The organism is Dokdonella sp. (assembly GCF_049593775.1).
GTDB lineage: Bacteria > Pseudomonadota > Gammaproteobacteria > Xanthomonadales > Rhodanobacteraceae > Dokdonella.
The window spans coordinates 1-6906 of the sequence record NZ_JBAWHJ010000292.1; the positions used below are offsets into that span (position 1 = coordinate 1).

Annotated in this window: 4 protein-coding genes; 3 read left to right on the forward strand and 1 reads right to left on the reverse strand. The window is 61.4% G+C overall.

Going from position 1 to position 6906, the window contains the following annotated elements; all coding sequences use genetic code 11:
* The first annotated feature begins 139 nt into the window (after window positions 1-139).
* The 3 genes from WBP53_RS10300 to WBP53_RS10310 all read left to right on the forward strand — a co-directional run bounded on the left by WBP53_RS10300 (window position 140) and on the right by WBP53_RS10310 (window position 5463).
* Window positions 140-1132: a S8 family serine peptidase gene (locus WBP53_RS10300; RefSeq protein WP_423928587.1), complete on the forward strand. Its 993-nt coding sequence runs from the start codon at window positions 140-142 to the stop codon at window positions 1130-1132.
* A gap of 377 nt (window positions 1133-1509) precedes the next feature.
* Entirely contained in the window at window positions 1510-2334 is an 825-nt protein-coding gene (locus WBP53_RS10305) for a hypothetical protein (protein WP_423928589.1), read from the forward strand.
* 399 nt (window positions 2335-2733) lie between these two features.
* Entirely contained in the window at window positions 2734-5463 is a 2730-nt protein-coding gene (locus WBP53_RS10310) for a hypothetical protein (RefSeq protein ID WP_423928591.1), read from the forward strand.
* Window positions 5464-5710: 247 nt separating this feature from the next.
* Here the strand turns inward: WBP53_RS10310 and WBP53_RS10315 are convergent.
* Window positions 5711-6906 (reverse strand): diguanylate cyclase (locus WBP53_RS10315; RefSeq protein WP_423928593.1); only part of this gene is annotated, 1196 nt, incomplete at its 5' end.

Consider the following 6906-nt stretch of genomic DNA (forward strand, 5'->3'; position numbering starts at 1 on the left):
GTAAATCAAGAGCCCGACTTTTGCCAATGGATCCACTGACGGTTGCTCGGCATATCCTGCAGACACCTTCGTACGCATAAACGGTCCTGCCGACCGCATCTATGCGAGCGGTTTCGACGGCGAGCCACAGACTGGAGCCTTGGGCGCAGTAGCAGCGCTCAATCTTGATGGCACGTCCAGCTCATGTGGCAGTGGTACTCGGCGTGCGAATGCATTGGCCGCAGGCGCAGTGGGCGTCATCTTTGTTGACGCGATCTACCTGAACCTGGGTGCGAACCTGACATCGTGGTCCATGTTGATGGACGACTGGAACAACCTCGAAGCAGCCTACAACCCGGCAACGGCAACGATTTCCATCGACGTGGCCGCCAGCGCCTACCCATCTGACGGTGATGTTGTCGGCGAATTCAGTTTCCGCGGCCCGCGCCTTGTCAGCAGCCAGGGCATGATCAAGCCGGATATCACCGGCCCGGGCGTCGACATTCTCGCCGCCGGTGCAGCGAGCGTGGTCGGTCCGAGCGGCGTCTACTTGAGCAATGGCACATCAATGTCGAGCCCGCATCTGGCTGGCTCTGGCGCCCTGATGCGTGCATTGCATCCGGCATGGACCCCGACCGAGATCAAGTCCGCACTCAACCTGAGTTCGAACAACTTCGGCGCGATCAACCAGGATGGCTCACCGATCAGGATCTGGGACTACGGCTCCGGACGAGTGAACCTGTCGGCCGCGTCCAAGGTCGGACTCGTGATGAACGAGACCTCGGCCAACTTCGTCGCGGCGAATCCCGCTGCGGCCGGAGATATCTCGACATTGAACCTGGCCAACATCGCGCGGCGGAACTTTACCGGCGACACGGTGTTTACCCGCACGTTCCTTCGTGCCCGGGATGGAGCGCAGACCTACACCTTGTCCGTTACGGGTTTCCCGGCCGGTGCCGTCGAGTTCTCACCGGCCTCGTTCGTCATCAATACAGGTGGTTCGCAAACCGTTACGGTTACCGCGCACGGTGCGATGCTAACGCCCGCCCAATGGAACCTTGGTGAATTGACCCTGACTCCGAGTGCCGGCGACGAGCCCAACCTGCATCTTCCGATTGCCCTCAGTCCGAATGCTGCCGCCGGCGTCAAATAGTGCGGTGAAGACAATACCCAGCAGTAGCGACTTGCGAACCATGCAAGCCGCAATCTGACGCAACAACCGAGGCGGGGGGAAACCCCGCCTCTTTTTTTGCGCGCCGGGTTGCACGAATCGCCTGTATACGACGCCTGCAGAGCGCCTGCCCCATCAGGTACGCACATTCGCCACCGCGTGCGCGCCGTCGAACTGGACGCATATCCACACCACCCATGCCCCGACCGCCTTCGGACCTTGAGCAATCCGCCCGATCGAGTCGATCGCAAATTTCATGGCCACCCAGCGGCAAACTCGCATTTCCTGTCATGAGGAAGTTGAACTTCCGGGCAAACCCGGGATCGATTAACTGTCGCCGTGCAAGCAAGGGAACAGACATGGGTTTTACGATAGTGCGTCGCTGCGTTCTGGGCGCCTGGTTTTTGTTGCCGGCGAGCCTGGTGTCTGCAGAGAGCCCGACAGACATGAGTGCGCTGCTTGAACGCGCCGGGAAGAGCCGAGTCATTCTGGTCGGTGAGATTCATGGCACCGCCGAGGTGCCGAAGCTGACAGGGGATCTTGCAGCCGTCATCGCTGCCGAGTACACCTTGATCGTCGGCCTGGAAGTACCGCGCGATGAGCAAAAACGAATCGACGCGTTTCTGGACAGCGCCGGAACCAGTGCAGATCGCGCTGCACTGCTGGCGGGCAACTTCTGGTCGCGCGCCTATCAGGACGGCCGTAGCAGCCTCGCCATGGCCGACTTGCTGGAGCGACTTCGCCTGTTGCGATCAGAGGCAGATATCGAGGTGCTCGCTCTTGATCAGCTGAGTGGCGGCCTTGTCGATGGCGATACTCGCGACCGTGTGATGGCCGAGCGCCTGTCCGAGGCGCTGCAAGCGGATCCCGAAGCTCGTGCATTGGTCCTTGCCGGAAACTTTCATACACGCGTTCAAATGGGAGCGCCGTGGAATGAATCGCACCAGTTTCTCGGGTATCGCCTCAAGGCCTTCGATCCTTATGCGATCGAGGTACTGGCCAACGCCGGAAGCGCCTGGACTTGCACCGGCGCCGATGCCGCCAGCTGTGAAGCGCGCAGTTTTCCCGCCCAGACGCTGTTGCCGGGCATGCAGCTCGGCGACGAGGTTGGCGCACGCGGCCATCACGGCACCTGGCGCATCGACAGTACCCGTGCGTCAGCGCCTGCCGTCACGGGTGACTGACGCATGTCGATCCAGGTCGGCAATCCGGGAACGTTGAACTGCCCAGGCGCGCAGGCACCGCCCGGTCTCAGTCAGTGATTTCGGGGCTGCACCGATCGGGATGGATTCCCGGATGGAGGCACCCTCGGCGAACATGGAATCAGCAGCCGCACGCATCTCCTCGAAGCCGTGATCACCAGTCGGGCCGGCAACTGCCCACGTCAATCAAACGCGTCCCAGGACCGGAAGCGTCATGATCCCAAGTTCCGCGATACCCTGGATTCTGCCGCTCTTGCGTTCCAGCCATTCAACGCGCCCTGCCGGTCCGGGAGATGCAAGGATCTCTCTGCCCATGGGCGGAGACGTGGGCATGATATTCGTTTAACCTCGCCGCCTCGTTGCAAGAAACAGGGGAGTTCCATGAAGACATTTTCTGCGGCGTTCGTCGTCGCTGGAATGCTGTGCGCAGGCCATCTGCAGGCTGCTGAAATACAAACCGGTCCGGACGGCGGTGTCATTGCCGGCCAGTATCGCGGCACTGCGCCGGTAGCTCGTTTTGACGTTTCGCCGAGATTGAGCGCTATCCCTGCGATTCCAGTCTACTCGGGACCGATGCGAACCGGGGTGGAACGCAAGCGCGAGGAATCGGCCAGTGGCCTCGAATGGCTGACGGTTCCGCAACGCCCGGATGCCATTGCACAGAGCTGGAAGGGCTCGCCGCTGGCAATTCCGGCCCCCCTAGTCTCGTTTGATGCGCAGCCGAACATCTCCGGCGTCAACCCTCCTGACCCGGTCGGTGACGTGGGCCCCAACCACTACGTGGCGATGAGCAACAACGTCCTGCAGATCTTCCAGAAAGATGGAACCTCCCTGCTTGGGCCGATAAACATCAATACCCTGTGGTCTGGTTTCGGCGGTCCCTGCCAAACCGAGAACGCCGGTGACCCGATCGTCCTCTACGACCAGTTTGCCGATCGCTGGCTCATCACCCAGTTCACTTCGGCCGGTCCCCAGTTCTACAACTGTGTGGCCATTTCGCAGAGTGGCGACCCGACTGGCCAATACTATCGCTACGCAATCAGCACAGGCACCAACTTTCCCGACTATCCGAAGTACGGCGTCTGGCACGACGCGTACTACATCAGCACCCGCGAATTCAGCGCAAGCGGACCATTCGCAGGCATCGGCGCCTATGCGCTCAAGAGAGACCAGATGATTGCCGGCAACCCGAACCCGACGATCATCAGCATCCTCGTTCCACCCGGTGCGGCGCCTTTCAATACCGGTGACGGCCTGTTGCCCGCCGACATCGACGGATCAACCATGCCACCCCCAGGTGCACCGGAATACTTCATGGGCACAATGGATTCCGGCGGCCCATACAGCGCACCGCAGGATGCCTTGACCCTGTGGAAGTTCCACGCCGACTTCACCACACCCGCCAACTCCTCCTTTGTGCTGGCGAGCACCATTCCGATTGCCGAATTCGACACGATATTCCCCTGCACGGGCGGCCGCGCCTGCCTGCCACAACTAGGCACCACGGCAAAGGTCGATGTGCAGTCGTATCGCCAGCGCATGCTCAACCGCCTCGCCTATCGCAATTTTGGCACTCACGAATCGCTGGTCAGCAACCAGTCGGTCGAGGCTGCCGCGAGCATCGCCGGCATCCGCTGGTGGGAAGTGCGCAGTCCCGGCGGCATGCCAGTCGTCCATCAGGAAGGCACCTACGCGCCCGGCATCACCGACGGCGTGCACCGCTGGATGGGCTCAACGGCCATGGATTCTGCCGGCAACATGGCGCTGGGTTTCAGTGCAACCAGTGCCACCATGTACCCGAGCATCTGGTACACCGGGCGACTGTCGAATGATCCGCTCGGCACGATGTCGCTTGGCGAGGGCGTGATCGTCGAGGGTACCGGCTCCAATACCAGCTCCAACAGCCGCTGGGGTGACTACACCTCGATGAATATCGATCCCACCGACGACTGCACGTTCTGGTATGTCAACCAGTACACCCCTGTGACCAGTTCCGCCGGCTGGAACTTGCGTGTCGGCTCATTCCGGTTCAACGAATGCGGCTCGCCGGGCTTCCGTCTGACCCCGCAACCGGAAAGCCAGTCGGTTTGTGTGGGTTCTTCGGCGAACATCAACATCGCGGTTTCTTCGGTCAGCCTCTTTGACAGCCCGGTGACGCTGTCGACCTCGGGTGCGCCAGCGGGCACAACCGAAAGTTTGCTGCCCAATCCGGTATCGCCGTTGCCCGGCACCGGTGCGCTGACATACACGAACACGGCGAGCGTCAGTCCCGGCCTCTACACGATCACCATTCAAGGGCTGGCTGCCGGTCCGATTTCCGAAATGACGACGGCCGATATCCAGTTCCAGAACTTGCCGACGTCGGCGCCGACACTGGTTGCGCCAGCCAACGCAGCAGTCGACCAGGATACCCAGCCAGTCCTGAGCTGGAATGCCGAAGCCAACGCCGACGAGTACACGGTCGAACTGGCAACCGATGTCGGCTTCACCAACATTGTCGCCAGCGCGACCACCGCGGCAACAAGTTGGGAGCCTGGCGTTGCGCTGAATGCAAGCACCACCTACTACTGGCGCGTCCGGACGCTGAATGCCTGTGGCGCCGGAACCAACAGCAGCGTGCGCTCGTTCACCACCCTCAACTCATATTGCTTCATCGGTCCGTTGAGCATTCCAGACAACAATACGACAGGCGTGAACGCAACGATCACGATTCCGGCAGGACAGGGCAACGTCGATGCCGTTCGCATGAGCATCGATGTATCGCATACCTACGTTGGCGATTTGGTCCTGGCCGTCAGCCACGGCGCGGCAACCGCCAATGTCCTCAATCAACCGAGCAACTGCGCTGGCGACGATATCAATGCTGTCTACTTTGACGCTGCCAGCGGCGCACCCAACACGTGTTTGGGCTCGGCTCCGGCAATCGCTGGCGAAGTCAGGCCGAATCAGACGTTCTCGGTATTTGATGGTGCCGGCTATGGCGGGACCTGGACATTGAACCTGTCCGATCGCGCCGGCACCGACACCGGCAGCCTGAATCGCTGGTGCATCGAAGTGCCGGCACAAGTGACCGACCGCATCTTTGCCGATGGCTTTGAACTGATCGACTAGTCCGCACATCAGTTCGCGGGAGGCAGGTGCGAGTCCTGCCTCCCCAACGGGCCATCTTCCAGGAAACTCCTTGATGATGGCCTCGATCCGCGCGTTGGCAACGTGGCCAATATCGCCAGGGATCAACACAGCGAGGTAACCATCATCGCGTGAAGTGATGCGAGCCCCAGGGGCCGACATGCGTCCCGGCTACGGCTGTAGACAGCGCGGCTGCCCAATGATCATTCGGACATCCGCCCGCAACGGGTCAGGCAAGTACGTCCCGGTCAGCACACACTTCTTCTTCCCTGTACATGCGATTGCGACCGGCAACCTTCGCCTCATACATGGTCGCGTCCGCTGCCGCCACAACCTGCATCGGGTCGCGACCGCGCGAGCAGGCGATGCCGATGCTGAGTGTCACCGGACACGCGATCGAGTGAATGATTGCGGGATCATCGTGTAGCGTCCGGGTCAATTGCTGCGCATATCTTTCCGCACCGTGATCGGGCCCGGCCACGAGCACCACGAACTCCTCCCCACCCCAGCGCGCAGCCATGCTGCCCTCGGGCAGGTCGTGTGCCAATGACGCAGCCACGTGCCGCAATACCTGATCGCCGGCCTCGTGCCCGTGCCCGTCGTTGAACGCCTTGAAGTGATCAATATCGACCATGAGGACCGAATAGCCTTGGCGATCGCCCTGCTCCCGCGCATGCTCAAGTGCGATGCGTTCGATGAACGCGCGCCGATTCGGCAGCCCGGTCAGTGGGTCGGTGCGGGCAAGCTGCCGGTTGAAGGCATTGGCCCCTGCAAGTTCCTTGACCAGACGTCCCTTCGAACGAAGCAGCCATAGACTGATCCCCAGCAGCGGCACAAGCAATCCCAGACCCAGGTACAGAAGCAGCTTCTGGCGCTCGGCGTACGCATTGCGCAACTGCAGCGCACCGACTTCGGCCTGGGCTCGCTCGTAGTCGCGGATTGCATCGATCTGCTCCAGGCGCAACTTCAGCAGACTCTCGCGAATCTGGTCCATGCCGGAAATCGCAAGTTCCCCCATCTGCTGGGCCTCGGCGTAGTTGCCAGCGGCGACAAGCAATGAGGACAGCGCGCGCGCATTGTCAACGGTGTGCTGCTGCAGTTCGAACTGCTGCGACAACACCAGAGCCCGCTGGGCGTTCGCGATCGCCAGCGGCCGATCGCCAGACTCGCGAAAGTGCTCTACCGCCGCCTCGTGACACCAGATCTGCGAGTTGCCGTCGTCCAGATCGCTGGCGATCGAAAAACACTCATCCACTGCAGCGCGTGATTGATCGAAGTCGCCACGTTTCGCATACAACTCGGCCAGGTTGACCAGGTTGGCGATGATGGTTGTCGTTCGGCCCAGTTCCCGCGCCACCGTCAACGATGCCAGCAGGTGCGGTTCGGCCTGGTCGAACTCACCGATCTCGATGTACAGCACGCCGA